At 46.7% G+C, this 16,302-nt stretch carries 17 protein-coding genes; all 17 read right to left on the bottom strand.

Going from position 1 to position 16,302, the window contains the following annotated elements; all coding sequences use genetic code 11:
• Positions 1 to 2: 2 nt before the first annotated feature.
• From AC9UH7_RS00065 to AC9UH7_RS00145, 17 genes are read right to left on the bottom strand one after another with little or no spacing between them, the layout of a single operon-like run.
• Positions 3 to 497, bottom strand: a complete 495-nt coding sequence (locus AC9UH7_RS00065) for a DoxX family protein (RefSeq protein WP_509593401.1) — start codon at positions 495 to 497, stop codon at positions 3 to 5.
• Positions 494 to 1,294, bottom strand: a complete 801-nt coding sequence (gene trpA / locus AC9UH7_RS00070; protein ID WP_509593404.1) for a tryptophan synthase subunit alpha — start codon at positions 1,292 to 1,294, stop codon at positions 494 to 496. Before trpA ends, AC9UH7_RS00065 begins: the two co-directional genes overlap by 4 nt.
• Entirely contained in the window at positions 1,294 to 2,475 is a 1,182-nt protein-coding gene (gene trpB, locus AC9UH7_RS00075; RefSeq protein ID WP_509593407.1) for a tryptophan synthase subunit beta, read from the bottom strand. Before trpB ends, trpA begins: the two co-directional genes overlap by 1 nt.
• A complete protein-coding gene (gene trpC, locus AC9UH7_RS00080; RefSeq protein ID WP_509593409.1) occupies positions 2,472 to 3,251 on the bottom strand; it encodes an indole-3-glycerol phosphate synthase TrpC in 780 nt (259 codons plus the stop codon). The genes trpB and trpC overlap by 4 nt, the downstream gene beginning before the upstream one ends.
• Entirely contained in the window at positions 3,248 to 3,418 is a 171-nt protein-coding gene (locus tag AC9UH7_RS00085; protein ID WP_509593411.1) for a hypothetical protein, read from the bottom strand. The genes trpC and AC9UH7_RS00085 overlap by 4 nt, the downstream gene beginning before the upstream one ends.
• The gene (locus AC9UH7_RS00090; RefSeq protein ID WP_509593414.1) at positions 3,411 to 4,901 is read right to left on the bottom strand and encodes an anthranilate synthase component I; all 1,491 of its coding nucleotides are present in this window, start codon (positions 4,899 to 4,901) and stop codon (positions 3,411 to 3,413) included. Before AC9UH7_RS00090 ends, AC9UH7_RS00085 begins: the two co-directional genes overlap by 8 nt.
• Entirely contained in the window at positions 4,902 to 5,240 is a 339-nt protein-coding gene (hisI, locus tag AC9UH7_RS00095; protein ID WP_509593619.1) for a phosphoribosyl-AMP cyclohydrolase, read from the bottom strand.
• 17 nt (positions 5,241 to 5,257) lie between these two features.
• Positions 5,258 to 6,031: an imidazole glycerol phosphate synthase subunit HisF gene (hisF, locus tag AC9UH7_RS00100; RefSeq protein WP_509593416.1), complete on the bottom strand. Its 774-nt coding sequence runs from the start codon at positions 6,029 to 6,031 to the stop codon at positions 5,258 to 5,260.
• Positions 6,028 to 6,753, bottom strand: coding sequence for a bifunctional 1-(5-phosphoribosyl)-5-((5-phosphoribosylamino)methylideneamino)imidazole-4-carboxamide isomerase/phosphoribosylanthranilate isomerase PriA (priA, locus tag AC9UH7_RS00105; RefSeq protein WP_509593419.1), 726 nt, complete (start codon positions 6,751 to 6,753; stop codon positions 6,028 to 6,030). The genes hisF and priA overlap by 4 nt, the downstream gene beginning before the upstream one ends.
• Complete coding sequence (gene hisH / locus AC9UH7_RS00110; RefSeq protein ID WP_509593421.1) at positions 6,750 to 7,352, bottom strand: imidazole glycerol phosphate synthase subunit HisH; 603 nt, start codon at positions 7,350 to 7,352, stop codon at positions 6,750 to 6,752. The genes priA and hisH overlap by 4 nt, the downstream gene beginning before the upstream one ends.
• The gene (gene hisB, locus AC9UH7_RS00115; RefSeq protein ID WP_509593424.1) at positions 7,349 to 7,933 is read right to left on the bottom strand and encodes an imidazoleglycerol-phosphate dehydratase HisB; all 585 of its coding nucleotides are present in this window, start codon (positions 7,931 to 7,933) and stop codon (positions 7,349 to 7,351) included. The genes hisH and hisB overlap by 4 nt, the downstream gene beginning before the upstream one ends.
• An 11-nt stretch (positions 7,934 to 7,944) precedes the next feature.
• Positions 7,945 to 9,030, bottom strand: a complete 1,086-nt coding sequence (locus AC9UH7_RS00120) for a histidinol-phosphate transaminase (RefSeq protein ID WP_509593427.1) — start codon at positions 9,028 to 9,030, stop codon at positions 7,945 to 7,947.
• On the bottom strand, positions 9,030 to 10,337 hold the full coding sequence (gene hisD, locus AC9UH7_RS00125) for a histidinol dehydrogenase (protein ID WP_509593430.1): 1,308 nt from the start codon (positions 10,335 to 10,337) through the stop codon (positions 9,030 to 9,032). Before hisD ends, AC9UH7_RS00120 begins: the two co-directional genes overlap by 1 nt.
• 42 nt (positions 10,338 to 10,379) lie before the next feature.
• On the bottom strand, positions 10,380 to 13,877 hold the full coding sequence (gene dnaE / locus AC9UH7_RS00130; protein WP_509593433.1) for a DNA polymerase III subunit alpha: 3,498 nt from the start codon (positions 13,875 to 13,877) through the stop codon (positions 10,380 to 10,382).
• Positions 13,878 to 13,895: 18 nt separating this feature from the next.
• Positions 13,896 to 14,837, bottom strand: coding sequence for an RluA family pseudouridine synthase (locus tag AC9UH7_RS00135; RefSeq protein ID WP_509593435.1), 942 nt, complete (start codon positions 14,835 to 14,837; stop codon positions 13,896 to 13,898).
• 2 nt (positions 14,838 to 14,839) lie between these two features.
• Entirely contained in the window at positions 14,840 to 15,319 is a 480-nt protein-coding gene (gene lspA / locus AC9UH7_RS00140; RefSeq protein WP_509593438.1) for a signal peptidase II, read from the bottom strand.
• 2 nt (positions 15,320 to 15,321) lie between these two features.
• Complete coding sequence (locus AC9UH7_RS00145) at positions 15,322 to 16,116, bottom strand: TraR/DksA family transcriptional regulator (protein ID WP_509593441.1); 795 nt, start codon at positions 16,114 to 16,116, stop codon at positions 15,322 to 15,324.
• Positions 16,117 to 16,302 lie beyond the last annotated feature (186 nt).

Below are 16,302 nucleotides of genomic sequence, written 5' to 3' on the forward strand. Positions count from 1 at the left end.
TCTTACTCCTTTGTCGAAGGTGCTGCTTTTTCAATGGATAACTTTCCATACGGGAAAAAGTATAGATAAAGGGCGGCTAGGGCCAAACCTAAATCGCGCATGATTTCAATGAAATAGTTCATACGGACCTCAGAGGCCAAAGATGGGTCGATCTCCCCACCGCCACCAAAGCAGCCACAATCAATCAGCATTCCGCGGGCCCAGACTGAAGCGATAGCGCCGATAAAGACGATCATGATCAAGCCACTAAGAACAGCTGCTGGGCGAACCATAAATCCAACAATCAAAAGTAGACCAATAGCGACCTCGAGCCAGGGCAAGGCATAACCAATTAAATGCGCAAGTTCTGTTGGCATCAATTTATAAGCAGCAACTGCATTTGCTGAATCAGTTGGCTTGAATACCTTTAACCCGCCAGCAGCAAGTAACACCCCACCTAGGATAAGTCGGGCCAATAACGTCACAACTGGCTGAAACCGATCATTTAGTTTTCTCATCGTCCCTCCCGAACTCCTAACGCTAACTCTTTAGCCAAGTGAGAAATTGCATCAAGTCCTGCTTGTTCAGATGGCGCATCTAGTAATAACTTAATAAATGCTGAACCAACAATTACACCATCTGCATAAGCTGCTAGCGACTTGGCCTGCTCACGAGTTGAAACTCCAAGGCCTACAGATATTGGAAGTTCGGTGACTGTGCGAACCCGTGACACCAATTCATTGGCAGTTGAGGAAACCGCATCCCTACTCCCGGTCACGCCCATCATGCTCGCTGCATAAACAAATCCACCTGTTTTGGCTGTCACATTCTTCAAACGCTCATTACTAGTACTGGGAGCAACGACATAAATGGGATTTATTCCGCTCTTTTCAGTGGCTGCAATCCATTCATCAGACTCTTCAATTGTTAGATCAGGGGTGATAACACCTGATCCTCCATTGTCAGCAATGGACTGTGCAAACTTCTCAACACCATACTTTGCTATCGGATTCCAGTAAGTCATAACTACTGCAGCAACTCCAGTATCAGCTGCCACCTTTAGAGCTGCAAAAACATCTGCTGCTTTCGTGCCTGCCTTTATGGAAACATCAGCTGCCTCTTGAATCACAGGGCCATCCATCACTGGATCGCTGTATGGAAAACCAATTTCAATGGCATCAACTCCAGCATCTGCCAAGACTTGTATTGCTTTGGCGCATCCTGTCTGTGAGGGAAAGCCTGCAGGAATATAGGCAATCAAAGCTGCGCGATTTTCTTGGCGAACCTTTGCCATTACTTGATCTAGTTGAGTCATTAGAGCGGTATTCCAAAATACTCTGCCGCGGTTTGAACATCTTTGTCTCCACGACCAGACAAATTAATCAAGAGATGTGCATCTGGCCCAATTTCTTTCCCAATAACAAGTGCCCCTGCCAATGCGTGAGCAGTTTCAATTGCAGGAATGATTCCTTCTGTCTTACACAGCAACTCAAAAGCAGCCATAGCCGCATCATCGTTAATTGCGCGGTACTCAGCACGACCAATGTCATGGAGATAGGCATGCTCAGGACCAACGCCAGGATAATCAAGACCTGCTGAAATTGAATGTGACTCTACTGTCTGCCCGTTCTCATCTTGCAAGACATAGGAACGAGTTCCGTGTAACACGCCTGGAGTGCCGCCAGTAATTGTTGCTGCATGGCGTCCAGTTTCAACACCATCTCCCCCGGCTTCTAATCCGATCAATCGAACATTTGCATCCGGAATAAATGCGTTGAAGATTCCAATTGCATTTGATCCGCCGCCAACACAAGCAAGCACTGCATCAGGAAGTTTGCCAGTAAGTGCCAACATCTGTTCCCGTGCCTCGATACCAATGATTTTATGAAAATCGCGAACCATACTGGGGAATGGATGCGGACCAGCCACTGTACCGAGCATGTAATGAGTATCGGCAACGTTAGTAACCCAATCACGCATTGCTTCGTTAATTGCATCCTTTAATGTTTTTGAACCAGATGTAACAGGCACAACTTCTGCGCCAAGTAACTTCATGCGTGCAACATTGAGTGCTTGGCGGCGCGTGTCTTCTTCGCCCATATACACAACACACTCAAGGCCCATCAATGCAGCCGCCGTTGCAGATGCAACTCCGTGCTGACCTGCTCCAGTTTCAGCGATGATTCGCTTTTTACCCATGCGTTTTGTTAAGAGTGCTTGACCTAAAACATTGTTGATTTTGTGGCTTCCAGTGTGATTTAAATCTTCACGCTTAAGAAATATTCGTGCACCGCCTGCATGCTCCCCAAATCTCTTGGCCTCTGTGATGATGCTTGGGCGACCCGTATAGGTTCGGTGAAGTTCTGAAAGTTCTGCGATGAATGATGGATCTTCTTGGGAGGCTGCGTGAGCTGTTTCTAACTCTTCCAGGGCACCGATGAGAGCTTCAGGGACAAAACGCCCGCCATACTCACCGAAATGTCCATCAATAATCATTGGGCAAGCCTACCGAGCAACTGTCCCATCGCAACATTTGGATTTCCTGAGCGGACTAAAGCCTCTCCCACCAGTATCGCTGTTGCTCCATGCTCATGGGCAAACTCAACATCTGCGCGCGATGAGATTCCTGATTCTGCAACCCGAGCAATTGAAGAAGGAATCTGTGGAATTAGCTGTGCAAATGCTCGAGTATCTACTTCCAGTGTTTTCAAATTGCGAGAGTTAACACCAACAATCTCAGGGGAAATTGAGAGCGCGCTTTCTAATTCACTTGGAGTGTGAACTTCAATGAGAGCTCTCATTCCTAGTTCTTTCGAGAGCTGAAAATAGTCATCTAGTTGATTTTTACTGAGTGCTGCAACAATCAACAAAATTACATCAGCCCCATGTGCTCTAGCTTCATAAAATTGGTACTCATCAATCATGAAATCTTTTCGCAATATCGGTAGCTCAACTGAACTTCGAACTAAGTCAAGATCTGCCAAAGTTCCACCAAATCTACGTTGCTCAGTCAAAACACTTATTACTGCTGCGCCTGCTTCGGCATAACTTGCTGCAAGTCCTGCAGGGTCCACAATTGGTGCAAGAGCACCCTTGCTTGGTGAAGATCTCTTTACTTCTGCGATGACGGAAATCTCCTCTGTCATCAATGTTGCTAAGCAATCCCTCACTGGAGGAACAACCTCAAGGGCCTCAAGTAGCTGGGACATCGGCAAGCGTCTTGCTGCTAGATCCTCACGCACGCCTTCAATAATTGAATCTAATACGCTCACAGTTTTTGATCCTCTGTTGGGTCTATCCCCTTATCTAGTGCTGACCACGAATTTAGTTCGCGCGGTGCACGTTCATAACGAGATGAAATCTTAAACTTTCTTGTAATCAGCAAAACAATCACAATTACAAAAAATGCTGAAATGCCTACGGGTAATAAATCACTCATGGTTTTGACCCAAGCGATTTGCCGCATGCACCGCGGTTAGAACAGCGGCAGCTTTATTCCGACATTCTTGATTTTCAGATTCGGGATCTGAATCTGCAACAACTCCGGCACCAGCCTGCACATAGGCAGTCCCCTGAAACAATAACGCTGTGCGAATTGCAATACAGGTGTCGATGTTTCCTGCGAAATCAATGTAACCCACAATGCCTCCGTACAGGCCACGGCGAGTGGTTTCTAACTCTTCAATGATTTCCATGGCTCGAGGTTTTGGAGCACCCGACAATGTTCCGGCTGGGAAAACTGAGAAGAGTGCGTCAACTGGTGTGGCCTTCTTGGCAAGTTTTCCAACAACCGTCGAAACGATATGCATTACATGTGAATATCTCTCTATGTGCATGAAGTCGACTACTTCTACCGTTCCTGGCGCACACACTCGACCTAAATCATTTCGACCTAAATCAACCAGCATTAAATGCTCTGCTCGCTCCTTTGGATCAGCCAACAACTCTTCGCCCAATCGATGATCCTCTTCTGGATTAGAAGATCGCTTCCGTGTCCCTGCGATTGGGTGGATCATGACATCTTCTTGATTGACCTTAACCAAAGCTTCAGGACTTGAACCTACGATTTCGATTCCATCTGTGAACCGGAATAAATACATATATGGCGAAGGATTATTAAGTCGCAACATCCGATAAACATCTATTGCATCTGCCTGACAAGGCATCGCAAAACGTTGAGAGAGAACCACTTGAAATGCTTCACCTGCAAGGATTTCTTCCTTAACTTTTAAAATGTTCTCCTTGAATTGCTCACCGGAAATATTGCCTACGTAATCAGGTAAAGAGAAATCTGGAATCTCGGTAGCCTCACCTGATAATGGAGTAGCAAGATCGGCTTGCATGCGATCTAAGCGTTGCAGACACGACTGATATGCCTCATCGATGCGATCATCGCTACCATCCCAATTAATCGCATTTGCAATCAACGTGATGGTTCCATCGCTGTGATCTAACACAGCCAAGTCACTTGTAAGCAAAAATGAGAGTTCTGGCAATGGGATGTCTTTTGTTGTTAACTCTGGTAATCGTTCCAGACGACGAACAACGTCATAACCCATAAATCCAACTAAGCCACCAGTTAATGGCGGCAAACCCGCAATCTTGGGCGACTTCAAATGTGAAGCAGATAAGCGCAATGCTTCCAGCGGATCAATTCCAGTTGGTGCACCTGCTGGGGCAGTTCCCTGCCAATAGGCAACTCCATCTTTTTCACTCAGTGTCGCTTCACTTCTCACGCCAATAAATGAATAGCGTGACCAAGTACCACCATGCTCAGCTGATTCAAGTAGAAAAGTATTGTCAGCACTCTTGGCTAATTTTCTGTAAAGACCAAGTGGGGTCTCGCCATCTGCCAGCAGTCTCCTCGAAACAGGGATGACATTTGAGACCTTTGCGTAAGAACGAAACTCATCAAGATTCATTTAGTTGCCAAACTCGAGTGGATTATGAAAGCAGGTGCGCTCCCCCGTATGGCATGCAACGCCTGTCTGCGTAACCTTAATAAGTAGTGCATCTGCGTCACAATCTAAAGTTACAGAGTGAACTTCCTGAAAATGTCCAGAGGTTGCACCCTTTACCCACAGTTCATTGCGACTTCGGCTCCAATATGTAGCTTTGCCAGTTGAAAGGGTCAGCGACAAGGACTCAGCATTCATATAGGCAAGCATGAGCACTTCATTGCTTGAAGCATCTTGAACAATTGCCGGAATCAATGCCGCGGGATCCTGAAGCATCGCCGCTACCTGAGGATCAATTGTCATCATGTGCTTATTCTGCCTTAACGAGCAGCGACGGCGCGCACTGGATAATTGTGCTTACCGAGGTATGACTTCACGGCACCAATGCGATGAATACCAAAATGGAACACACTTGCTGCCAGCAAGGCATCTGCCCCAGCATCCAAGGCAGCCGAGAAATCTTCAAGACTCCCAGCACCCCCACTAGCAATCAAAGGAACCTTTGAGACGGCGCGAACTGCTGTAATCATCCCGATGTCATAACCAGCCCGCGTTCCATCTGCATCCATCGAGTTGAGCAGGATTTCACCAACTCCTAAAGCACAGGCTTTTTCCACCCATGCAAGAGCGTCCAGGCCAGTACTTTCCCGGCCACCATGAGTTGTTACTTCAAATCCTGATTCAGTATTGGCCCGACGTGCATCAACTGAAATCACCAAAACTTGCGAGCCGAAACGATCTGCAATCTCAGCTATCAATTCTGGACGAGCAATTGCTGAGGTATTAATCGAAACCTTATCGGCACCTGCACGAAGTAATCGATCAACATCTTCGACACTTCGAATACCTCCACCAACAGTTAAGGGAATGAAAACCTGCTCTGCGGTGCGCCGAACAACATCAAGAGTTGTCTCACGTCCGGCAACACTTGCAGAGATATCTAAAAATGTTAGTTCATCTGCGCCTTCAGAGTTATACAGCGATGCCATTTCAACTGGATCGCCAGCATCAACCAAGTCTGTGAAGTTGACACCTTTTACAACCCGCCCGTCAGTAACATCAAGACAAGGAATGATTCGCACAGAAAGTGTCATTTGCCGCTAACCCTGAGCGCTTCTTCCAAAGTGAACTTGCCTGCATATAAGGCTTTGCCCACGATAGCTCCTTCAACGCCCGTGCTAACTAGTGCAGCAAGAACAGCAATGTCATCGAGGGAGGAAATTCCTCCGCTTGCAATTACAGGCCTTGAAGTTGCAGCACAGACTGATTTCAATAATTCAATATTTGGTCCAGCCAATGTTCCATCTTTAGCAACATCTGTAACAACATAACGTGCACATCCATCGCGATCTAGACGTGCCAAAGTTTCGAAAAGATCCCCGCCCTCTTTTGTCCATCCACGGGCTGCAAGTGTGTGGCCCCGAACATCTAATCCAACAGCAATTCGATCTCCATACTCCGCAATTACTCGAGCGGTCCACTCTGGATCTTCAAGTGCAGCCGTTCCTAGATTGACTCTTCTGCATCCAGTAGCAAGTGCGCGCTTCAAGGATTCATCATCACGAATTCCGCCAGACAGCTCCACCTTGATATCAAGTTTTCCAACTACCTCTGCAAGTAATGCTGAGTTCTCACCACGACCAAATGCAGCATCTAAATCAACAAGGTGTAGCCATTCAGCACCTGCTGCTTGAAATTCAAGTGCAACATCTAAAGGGGCTCCATAAATACTCTCTTTATCAAGTTCACCTTGGACTAAACGAACTGCCCTGCCATCTTTCACATCTACAGCAGGCAATAACTTCAAGTAACTCATAGTGAATCCACCCAATTCTTAATCAGAGCTAACCCCGCTGCACCAGACTTTTCTGGATGAAACTGCGTTGCACTGATGTAGCCATCCTCGACTGCTGCTAAGAATTTCTCCCCATGCGTGCTCCATGCCTGATTAGTTCCAACAGCTTTCTTTGCAGCATAAGAATGAACAAAGTAAAAGGATTCACCTTCAACACCAGCAAACAATGTTGATGTTGTTGCAGCTTCAACTGTGTTCCAGCCCATGTGAGGCAATATAGGTGCTTCCAATTGTGAAACAGTTCCTTGCCAAATTCCGATTCCTGCATGTGGGGTCCCATGGGAATGTTCTGTGCCCTGAGAAAACATGATTTGCATGCCAATACAGATACCCAGAGTTGGGCGCTCTTTTGCTAAACGCTCACGCACAATTGCACCACCATCCACAGCATTTAAACCATTCATACATGCTGCAAACGCACCGACACCCGGAACTACTAATCCTTCTGCTTCAAGTGCGACAGTGGGATCAGATGTAACAACGACATCTTTCCCGGCCGTTGCAAAGGCGCGTTCTGCAGATCGTAGATTTCCAGATCCGTAGTCAAGAATTGCTATCAAAGAGATCCTTTAGTTGATGGAATTCCTGCGACTCTGCCATCTAATGACACTGCATCGCGCAGAGCGCGAGCAACAGCTTTAAACTGTGCTTCAAATACGTGGTGAGCATTGCGTCCCTCTAGAACACGAATGTGGAGCGCAATACGCGCCTCGGCAACAATTGATTCCCAGATGTGCTTGCCCAGTGTTGTATCAAAAGTTCCGATGAGCTCAACGATTTCTGGTTGACGGTGCACTAAATATGGACGACCAGATAGATCTACCGCGGCTTGTACTAGAACCTCATCTAAAGGAACCATTGAATCACCAAAGCGTCGAATGCCAGCCTTATCACCGAGTGCTTCACGAAGAGCCTGGCCAAAAGCAAGAGACGTGTCTTCTACTGTGTGGTGAGAATCAACATCAACATCACCAGTTGTCTTTACAGTTAAATCAAATCCAGAGTGCTTGCCCAGTTGAGACATCATGTGGTCAAAGAAGGGAACGCCTGTATCTACATTGATTACGCCTTGGCCATCGAGATTGAGTTCAACGAGTACGTGTGACTCCTTGGTCTTTCTTTCAACGCGCGCTGTTCTCATGGCTTTCTCCTTTAAATGAGTTCTTTGAGGGCTGATACAAACAATGTGTTCTCGGCTTCATTGCCAATTGTGACTCTTAAGTACCCTGATAATCCCACATCTCTAATCAGAACACCCTTTTCTAGCAAGGCCGCCCATAGTTGTGGCGCATCCTGCTTGAAACCCGTGAATAAAACGAAGTTAGCACTGCTTGGAATAGTTGTCAGACCCATTTCGTGAAGTGCCTGCACAACTGTGGCTCGAGATTCGATGAGAACAGACACTCCAGCCAATAACTCTGCATGGTGATCGATCGCAACTTCTGCAGCAGCCTGCGTCAGGGAGCTAAGGTGATACGGCAGGCGCACAATCATCATCGCATCTTTAACTGCCGCATCACTAACTAAGTAGCCAACACGAGCTCCAGCAAATGCAAATGCTTTACTCATCGTACGAATCACAAGCACATGAGGATTATCGGCAATTAAGGTAACTGCTGATTTTTCTTGTGAAAATTCTGCATAGGCCTCATCAACTACAAGCAATCCCCCAACTGTCTTACAAGCATCTGCCAACTCCTGAATCTCATCAATTGTTACCGCACCACCCGTTGGATTATTAGGCGTAGTAATAAAAGTTAAGGTCGGTTGGTTCCTCAGAATCTCTGACACAGCATCTGAAGTATTTAAGGAAAAGTCAGCATTTCGCTTGCCATCGATCCACGCAGCGCCAGTTACTTTGGCAATCAGTGGGTGCATTGAATAAGAAGGTGTAAATCCAAGAACTGATCCCCCAGCAAATGCTAAGAAAATCGATTGAATGATTTCATTACTGCCATTTGCCGCCCAAACATTTTCTGCGGCAAAATCAGTCCCACTTAACTCATTGATGTAGTTTGCTAGTTTTGTGCGCAACACCGTTGCATCACGATCTGGGTAACGATTTAAGTTAGCGGCAACCTGTGCGACAGCCTCAGCTATCGCTTTTTGCAAAGCAGGTGTAGGTGGATATGGATTCTCGTTTGTATTGAGTGATGCTTGTGCAGGAACTTGCGGCGCACCATATGGTGACATTGGGCGCAACGTTTCACGTAACGGCAACCAGTTAGGCCAGCTCATTACAAGTTCTCCAACCTGGCCGTCATTGCTTGACCATGTGCAGGTAGATCTTCCGCGTTGGCAAGTGTGACAACGGTATCGATTACTTGCGTAAATGCCTCTTGGCCATACTCGATGAAGTGCAACCCTCGTAGAAAAGTCTGCACAGATAAGCCACTTGAGTGGCAGGCACATCCTCCAGTTGGTAGCACGTGATTCGAGCCAGCCGAATAATCACCAAGTGAGACCGGCGAAAAGCGACCAATAAAGACAGCCCCAGCGTTACGAATCTTTGCAGCATCACTGCGTGCGTTGCGTGTTTGTATTTCAAGGTGCTCAGCAGCATATGCATTGACCACATCAAGACCTTGATTGATGTCATCAACTAGAACTATCGCTGATTGGACTCCAGCTAGTGCTGTCTTAATTCGATCTGAGTGCTTTGTTTCCTCGACTCTCACCTTTAATTCTGCTTCAACATCTTTTGCCAATTCAGGAGAATCGGTAACCAATACTGCAGCGGCAATCACATCATGTTCTGCTTGGCTAATTAAATCAGCGGCAACATCTGCTGCTAATGCCGATGAATCAGCCAGGATTGCAATCTCGGTTGGTCCTGCTTCAGAATCAATACCAACGATTCCACGCAATGCACGTTTGGCTGCTGCCACATAAATATTTCCAGGTCCTGTGACAAGGTCACACTTTTTGCTCACGCCATCCATGCCATATGCAAACAGTGCAATCGCTTGGGCTCCCCCGACTGCATATACCTCTGTGATTCCAAGGAGCGCGCAAGTTGCCAGAATTGTTGGGTGTGGCAATCCACCAAACTCCTTTTGTGGAGGAGATGCCACAGCAATTGATTGAACATGTGCAATCTGTGCGGGAATAACATTCATCATCACACTGCTGGGATAAACAGCGCGCCCACCAGGAACGTAGAGTCCTACTCGATCAACTGGAACCCACTTTTCAGTAACAGTGCCGCCATCTACAACAGTCGTTGTCTTTTCAGAACGCACTTGATCGTTATGAACTTTCTTTACTCTTTCAATCGACAACTCTAAAGCGGCTCTAATTGCTGGATCTAACTGTGACAACGCCTCATTCAGTGCGAGCTGTGGAACTCGAATACTCGCAGGGGTAATGCCATCGAACTCTTGAGCCAAGGCAATTAAGTCCGCCTCAGTTCCATTTTTTACTCGATCCAAGATTGGCTGGATCAACACCATCGCCTCTGCGACATTAAGCGTGGCGCGAGGCAGTTCGAGGTTGTATTGGGCTTTGGATAGGGCTCGCCCACGCAGGTCAACGGTGCGAATCATTAGGCAATTGTAACGGCTTGACCCTCACACGTGAGTCTGAATTTAAACGAGGCAGTTAGGCCCAAGAATCGATTTTAGATCAGCACTCAAACTTGGCGATGAGGTGATTAACGCATCCACCTTCATCACAGTGCTGCTTCCGTTGTCATTTAATTGCAAATGAACTTCGCGCTTTCCTGGATGAGATCTCAAGATTTCCTTTATGCGCTCAACAACCGGAGGGGTGCACTGCTGTATTGGTAAGGAAATCACTAATGGGCCAGTCGGAGCCATATTGATATCTGGCATGGACATTTCAATGGCTGTAAATCGCAACTTGTCTTCTCGGCGGTCAACGCGGCCTCTGATTGTCACAATTCTGTCTTCGGTCAATGACAATGAGTATTGGTTGTAGGTATTTGCAAAGAAGAGAACGTCAAGTGCGCCCTCTAGGTCTTCAACTGTAACAACAGCCCATGAAGCACCTTGACGAGAAACTTTACGAGTAACGCTTGTAATCAAGCCGCCAATAGTCACAATAGATTCATGTTGTGCGCCATCATCGACAATTTCGCTGATTGACATATCTGTATTGGCACGTAAAACATGTTCCACTCCAAGAAGTGGATGATCTGAAACGTATAGACCTAGCATTTCACGTTCATAGGTGAGCAACATAGATTTATCCCACTCACCAGCTGGAACTTCAATATCTAATCCAGAAACCGCTGTTACTGCCTCCCCACCAAACAAATCAAACTGCCCAATAGCTTCGGCGCGTTTTGATTCAATCACCGAGTCAATTGCCTCTAAGTGCACTGCAATCAAACCCTTGCGAGATGATCCTAAAGATCCAAATGCTCCTGCTTTGATCAGAGATTCAATAGTTTTCTTGTTACACACTTGGGCATCAACTTTTGCAAGGAAATCACCAAAGGATGTGTAGCGACCTTTGCTGGTGCGTGCGTTCTTAATGGAAGCAACGACACCCTCGCCCACATTTCTAATCGCAGCTAAACCAAAGCGAATGTCCACTCCGCGTGGTGTGTATTCAGCATCAGATTCATTAACATCCGGAGATAAGACCTTGATGCCCATTCGTCGGCATTCCGATAGATATAGCGCAGACTTATCTTTGTCATCTCGCACAGATGTCAGCAAAGCCGCCATGTACTCAGTTGGATAATTAGCCTTTAGGTAAGCGGTCCAGTAAGAAACAACACCATATCCAGCAGAGTGTGCACGGTTAAATGCGTAATCAGAAAAGGGAATCAAAACTTCCCATAAGCGCTTAATAGCCGCAGTGGAGAAGCCGTTTGCCTTCATGCCTGCTTCAAAGGGAACGTACTCTTTATCCAAAATCTCTTTGTTTTTCTTACCCATTGCCTTACGCAAGAGGTCTGCACGACCAAGTGAGAATCCTGCAACCTTTTGCGCAATAGCCATTACCTGCTCTTGATACACAATCAGACCGTAGGTATCGCCAAGAATCTCTTGGAGTGGTTCAGATAATTCTGGGTGGATCGATTCCACAGGCTTGCGCTTATTTTTGCGATCTGCGTAGTTGTTATGTGCGTTTTCTCCCATTGGACCAGGACGATACAAAGCAATAACTGCAGAAATATCTTCAAATGAATCTGGTGACATACTTTTTAGCAGCGCGCGCATTGGTCCACCATCGAGCTGGAACACTCCTAATGTGTCACCTCGACTCAGTAACTCATAGGTCTTTGGATCATCCAACGTCAGGTCTTCAAGGACTACATCAATGCCTTGGTTTGCTTTAATGTTAAGCAAGCAATCATCTAAAACAGAAAGATTTCGAAGTCCCAAGAAATCCATCTTAAGTAATCCAGTTGCTTCACACGCACCCATATCAAACTGAGTAATAATCGCACCATCTGCTTCGCGGCGATGAATAGGAATCACATCAAGCAATGGTTCGCGAGACAAAATAACACCCGCAGCATGCACGCCCCATTGACGCTTTAAGCCTTCAAGACCTCGAGCGGTATCAACAACTCGTTTGGAATCTGGATCTGAGTTATAGAGAGCGCGGAACTCGCCGGCTTCTCCGTATCGATCATCCTTGGTATCAAATACTCCGCTAAGAGTGATGTCTTTACCCATCACACTTGGAGGCAATGCTTTTGTTAACTTCTCCCCCACTACATACGGGTAGCCAAGCACACGTGTTGAATCTTTAATCGCTTGCTTAGATTTAATGGTGCCGTAGGTGATGATCTGAGCAACACGATCTTCACCATACTTATTCGTGGCATAACGAATCATTTCGCTGCGCCGACGCTCATCAAAGTCCAGGTCGATATCTGGCATTGAAATACGTTCTGGGTTTAAGAAACGTTCAAACAAAAGGCCATGCTCAAGTGGGTCTAGTCCAGTAATTCCTAGGGAATAGGCAACAAGAGAACCAGCAGCTGATCCACGACCTGGGCCAACGCGGATGCCAACCTTTTTGGCGTGCCCAACTAGGTCTGCAACTACAAGGAAGTACCCCGGAAAGCCCATCTTTTCCATGACTCCGAGTTCATACTGCAAGCGAGCTTCATGCTCTGGCGTTAAACGGTCGCCTAAACGCTCGCGCATGCCTCGTTCAGCCTCTTTTTTTAGCCACGAATCTTCACTTTCGCCAGCTGGAACTTCAAACTGTGGAAGTAGATTCTCGCCTTCGCGCAAGGTGATATTGCAACGCTCAGCAATAAGTAATGTGTTGTCGCAACTTTCAGGATTTTCCTTAAAGAGCTCGCGCATCTCTGCTGCCGTCTTCACATAAAAAGTATCGTTATCAAACTTGAATCTCTTGGGATCTGCCAGCGTTGAACCTGATTGCACGCAGAGCAGCGCTTCATGGGCTGGCGCATCTGATTGCTTTGTATAGTGAAGATCATTCGTTGCAAGAAGCGGCAACCCCAACTCTTTACCAAGTTTTAGAAGGTCTTGCTTAACTCGAGATTCAATATCGATACCATGATCCATGATTTCAAGGAAAAAGTTTTCTTTGCCAAAGATATCTTGGTAGGCGCTAGCTGCCTTTATTGCTTCCTTATATGCACCCATACGTAGGCGAACTTGAATCTCGCCACCTGGACATCCTGTCGTGGCAATTAATCCCTTTGAGTGTTTAGACAATAACTCTTTGTCCATACGAGGCTTGTAATAAAAACCTTCTAAGGAGGCAAGTGATGACAAGCGGAACAGATTTCCAAGTCCTTCATTGTTTTCTGCCAAAATTGTCATGTGCGTATAAGCACCACCGCTTGACACATCATCTTCTCCGCCAGCCGCCCACTGCACGCGTTTTTTATCAAAACGAGATTCTGGTGCTACGTAAGCTTCGATGCCAATGATTGGCTTAACATCAACTTTTTTCGCTGCCTTATAAAATTCAAATGCTCCAAAAACATTGCCATGATCTGTCATTGCAATCGCCGGCATATTTTGCGCTGCAACTTCTGTCATCAATTCGCCAACGCGAGCCGCGCCATCGAGCATTGAATACTCAGTATGGACGTGCAGATGTACGAAATTATCCTTGGACATGATTGGCGAGATTAGTACCTATGGCAGAACGGCGTCGGATAGCAACGCCAGCGAGCCTGTGAGATCGGCTGGGTATGGGGCCTGGAAATGAAGGGCCGCATCGGTTATGGGATGGGCGAAGTTGAGTTCGGCAGCATGAAGCCAAGGTCTAGACATTCCTAAACTCTTACCAAGCACCGGGTCTGCCCCATATGTCGTATCCCCCACAAGCGGATGGTGCAGGGCTGAGAAGTGAACGCGGATCTGATGTGTGCGGCCAGTTTCTAATTCAATCTTAACCATGGAGACGCCACGGTAAAACTCAATTACTTCATAGTGAGTAATCGATTCTTTTCCTGTGGCCATCACTGCAAATCGGTGATCCTCTTTTGGATGACGATCAATAGGTGCATCAATTGTTCCAGTAGTTGGATCCATGTGACCTTGCACCATTGCGTGGTAAATCTTGTCTATCGTCCGATTGCGAAAAGCATCTTTCAAAACATGAAATGCTTTATCGCTCTTTGCAACAATCATTAAGCCACTTGTGCCAACATCTAATCTGTGAACAATTCCCTGGCGTTCGGCTGGTCCAGAAGTTGAAATGGTGTAACCAGCGGCAAGCAAGGCACCAATAACTGTTGGGCCAGTCCAACCTGGACTTGGGTGGGCGGCACATCCAACTGGTTTATCAATAACAACAATGTCGCTATCGTCATAAACAATACTTAAGCCTTCTAATGGCGTTAAAGGAATCGGATCAGAGTTAATTGGCTCTGGCATCAGAACTTCAATAATTTGCCCAGCTGCAACACGATCTGACTTTGGCATCGCCTTGCCACCAGTTGTGATGTCTCCATCTTCAAGCAACTTCACAACTGAGGTGCGAGACAAACCTAGGACTCTGGTCAGTGCACTATCTATACGTTCGCCAGCAACGCCTTCAGGGACTATTAAAGTGCGTGCTTCGCGATTGCTCATGCCTAGGAGCCTACCTTTGTTATGGGCGGGATATCTCGCGCGGTAAGTACCATCGCCAAGAGAGCAGCAATCACAATGGCTGAGTCTGCAACGTTAAATATTGGCCAATTTGGCAACTGCATCCAATCAATCACATGTCCCCGTAAAACACCCGGTTCGCGAAAGATCCGATCAATCAGATTTCCAATAATTCCCCCCATGACAAGGCCTAAAACAACAGCCCATCCCTGTGAAGTAATGCGAGGAGAAAAGTACAAAACTGTCAATAACGCGATAATTGAAAATATAGTCAAAAAGATTGTTGCACTAGTCGCAAAAGAAAAAGCTGCCCCTGGATTTCGAACTAGGGTTAATTGAAAAAATGAACCCAAGACTTTGATGTTTGATCTATCTGAAAGAGTGTTGACAGCCCAAATCTTTGTAGCGAGGTCAAGGATCCAGACAAACCAGGCAACACTAAAAAGTGTGCGCCATGTTCGCACCGTTAGCGCCGTTCTTCCTTCTGCTTGCACAGCATGCAGAGAGTCGCGCGTGGAAATACCTGCAGACGCGCCTTACCGATAGGTGCACCACATTCTTCACAATTTCCATATGTCTTGTTATCAATTCGCTCTAAAGCTCGCTCTGTTTGCAAGACCATGTCACGGGCATTGATCACTAGTGACATCTCATGCTCGCGTTCAAAAGTTTTCGTACCAGCATCTGCTTGATCATCGCCAGCACCTTCGCCAGACTCTTGAATCAATTCATCCATTTCAATTTCAACAAGAGCAAGCTCTTTACGCAGTCGCTCTAGCTCTTTGGATATCTCGGCGCGAACCGCTTTTATCTCTGCATTAGTCCAAGGAGCTTCAGATTCACTTACTACTACTGGAGTCGGCGCTACTTTAATTGGCTTAAGAGGCGCGATCTTCTTCCCGGTTTTAACAGGGCGCGGTGGTGGTGGCATCACCAAACGACGTTCCTCAATTACTGGGGCAACAACAGGTGCTGCAACGGTTGAGACTGAAACGGTTTGAGACTTCTCATCAACTGTAAGAGTGGTCTTTGATGGAAATGGCTTACCTGCTGCCTTTTTTACGGGAATACTTTTTACCGCTGCTTTTTTAACTGGAGCGGCTTTTTTAGCAGGGGCTTTCTTTGCAACTTTCTTAGCTGGCGCCTTTTTTGCAACCGCTTTTTTGGCAGGAGCCTTTTTCGCAGCCGCCTTTTTGGCAGGTGCAGCTTTTTTAGCCGCAACCTTCTTGGCTGCCGCTTTTTTAACAGGCTTCTTAGGCATGTCGCGAACCTTATGCCTAAGCAGCCACCTATACCAATTACGCCACGGGCAATTTTTCCTATCTCCATGTCCTACACTTAAGCCCTCGCGTATATGGCGTAGACGGGGCTATCACCTCACGAGCCAGCAGGAAGAAATGGGTTAGCGCTCATCTAGAACCAGCACGCAAGAGATGAAGTGGCACAC

This window comes from Candidatus Planktophila sp. (genome assembly GCF_044348745.1).
Taxonomy (GTDB): domain Bacteria; phylum Actinomycetota; class Actinomycetes; order Nanopelagicales; family Nanopelagicaceae; genus Planktophila.

Bases quoted from the DNA above. Each gene is read 5' to 3' on its own strand.
- AC9UH7_RS00065 (WP_509593401.1), bottom strand. From the start codon at position 497: ATGAGAAAACTAAATGATCGGTTTCAGCCAGTTGTGACGTTATTGGCC.
- trpA (WP_509593404.1), bottom strand. From the start codon at position 1,294: ATGACTCAACTAGATCAAGTAATGGCAAAGGTTCGCCAAGAAAATCGC.
- trpB (WP_509593407.1), bottom strand. From the start codon at position 2,475: ATGATTATTGATGGACATTTCGGTGAGTATGGCGGGCGTTTTGTCCCT.
- AC9UH7_RS00085 (WP_509593411.1), bottom strand. From the start codon at position 3,418: ATGAGTGATTTATTACCCGTAGGCATTTCAGCATTTTTTGTAATTGTG.
- AC9UH7_RS00090 (WP_509593414.1), bottom strand. From the start codon at position 4,901: ATGAATCTTGATGAGTTTCGTTCTTACGCAAAGGTCTCAAATGTCATC.
- hisI (WP_509593619.1), bottom strand. From the start codon at position 5,240: ATGACAATTGATCCTCAGGTAGCGGCGATGCTTCAGGATCCCGCGGCA.
- hisF (WP_509593416.1), bottom strand. From the start codon at position 6,031: ATGACACTTTCTGTGCGAATCATTCCTTGTCTTGATGTTACTGACGGG.
- priA (WP_509593419.1), bottom strand. From the start codon at position 6,753: ATGAGTTACTTGAAGTTATTGCCTGCTGTAGATGTGAAAGATGGCAGG.
- hisB (WP_509593424.1), bottom strand. From the start codon at position 7,933: ATGAGAACAGCGCGCGTTGAAAGAAAGACCAAGGAGTCACACGTACTC.
- AC9UH7_RS00120 (WP_509593427.1), bottom strand. From the start codon at position 9,030: ATGAGCTGGCCTAACTGGTTGCCGTTACGTGAAACGTTGCGCCCAATG.
- hisD (WP_509593430.1), bottom strand. From the start codon at position 10,337: ATGATTCGCACCGTTGACCTGCGTGGGCGAGCCCTATCCAAAGCCCAA.
- dnaE (WP_509593433.1), bottom strand. From the start codon at position 13,877: ATGTCCAAGGATAATTTCGTACATCTGCACGTCCATACTGAGTATTCA.
- AC9UH7_RS00135 (WP_509593435.1), bottom strand. From the start codon at position 14,837: ATGAGCAATCGCGAAGCACGCACTTTAATAGTCCCTGAAGGCGTTGCT.
- AC9UH7_RS00145 (WP_509593441.1), bottom strand. From the start codon at position 16,116: ATGCCTAAGAAGCCTGTTAAAAAAGCGGCAGCCAAGAAGGTTGCGGCT.